At 57.9% G+C, this 242-nt stretch carries 1 pseudogene; it reads right to left on the bottom strand.

Features of this window, described 5'->3' with window-relative positions:
- Window positions 1–215, bottom strand: a pseudogene (locus SB756_RS34365) (nucleoside-specific channel-forming protein Tsx); the annotation flags it as partial.
- Window positions 216–242: the final 27 nt, after the last annotated feature.

Genomic DNA, 242 nt, shown 5'->3' with positions numbered 1-242 from the left:
AGCGTCAGGTCCTGGTTGAACCAGTCCGACAGGTACGCGCCTTTTTTCGCCGGGCTGGCTTCGGGGCTCTTGGTTTGGGGACTGAGCGTTTCGCCCTGTGCTGAGTCATCGACCGGTGTTGGCTGCGCCAAAATGGGTGCGCTGAGTACTCCCGTAACGGCGGCCAGTAGCAAGGAAACACCAACGCAAGCATGACGCCTTGAAGTGGAGTGCATTGAAAATCCCTATTCGTACGCGGTTTG

The organism is Pseudomonas sp. SIMBA_068, assembly GCF_046534705.1.
Taxonomy (GTDB): domain Bacteria; phylum Pseudomonadota; class Gammaproteobacteria; order Pseudomonadales; family Pseudomonadaceae; genus Aquipseudomonas; species Aquipseudomonas putida.
This window is presented reverse-complemented; position numbering and strand designations above follow the sequence as displayed.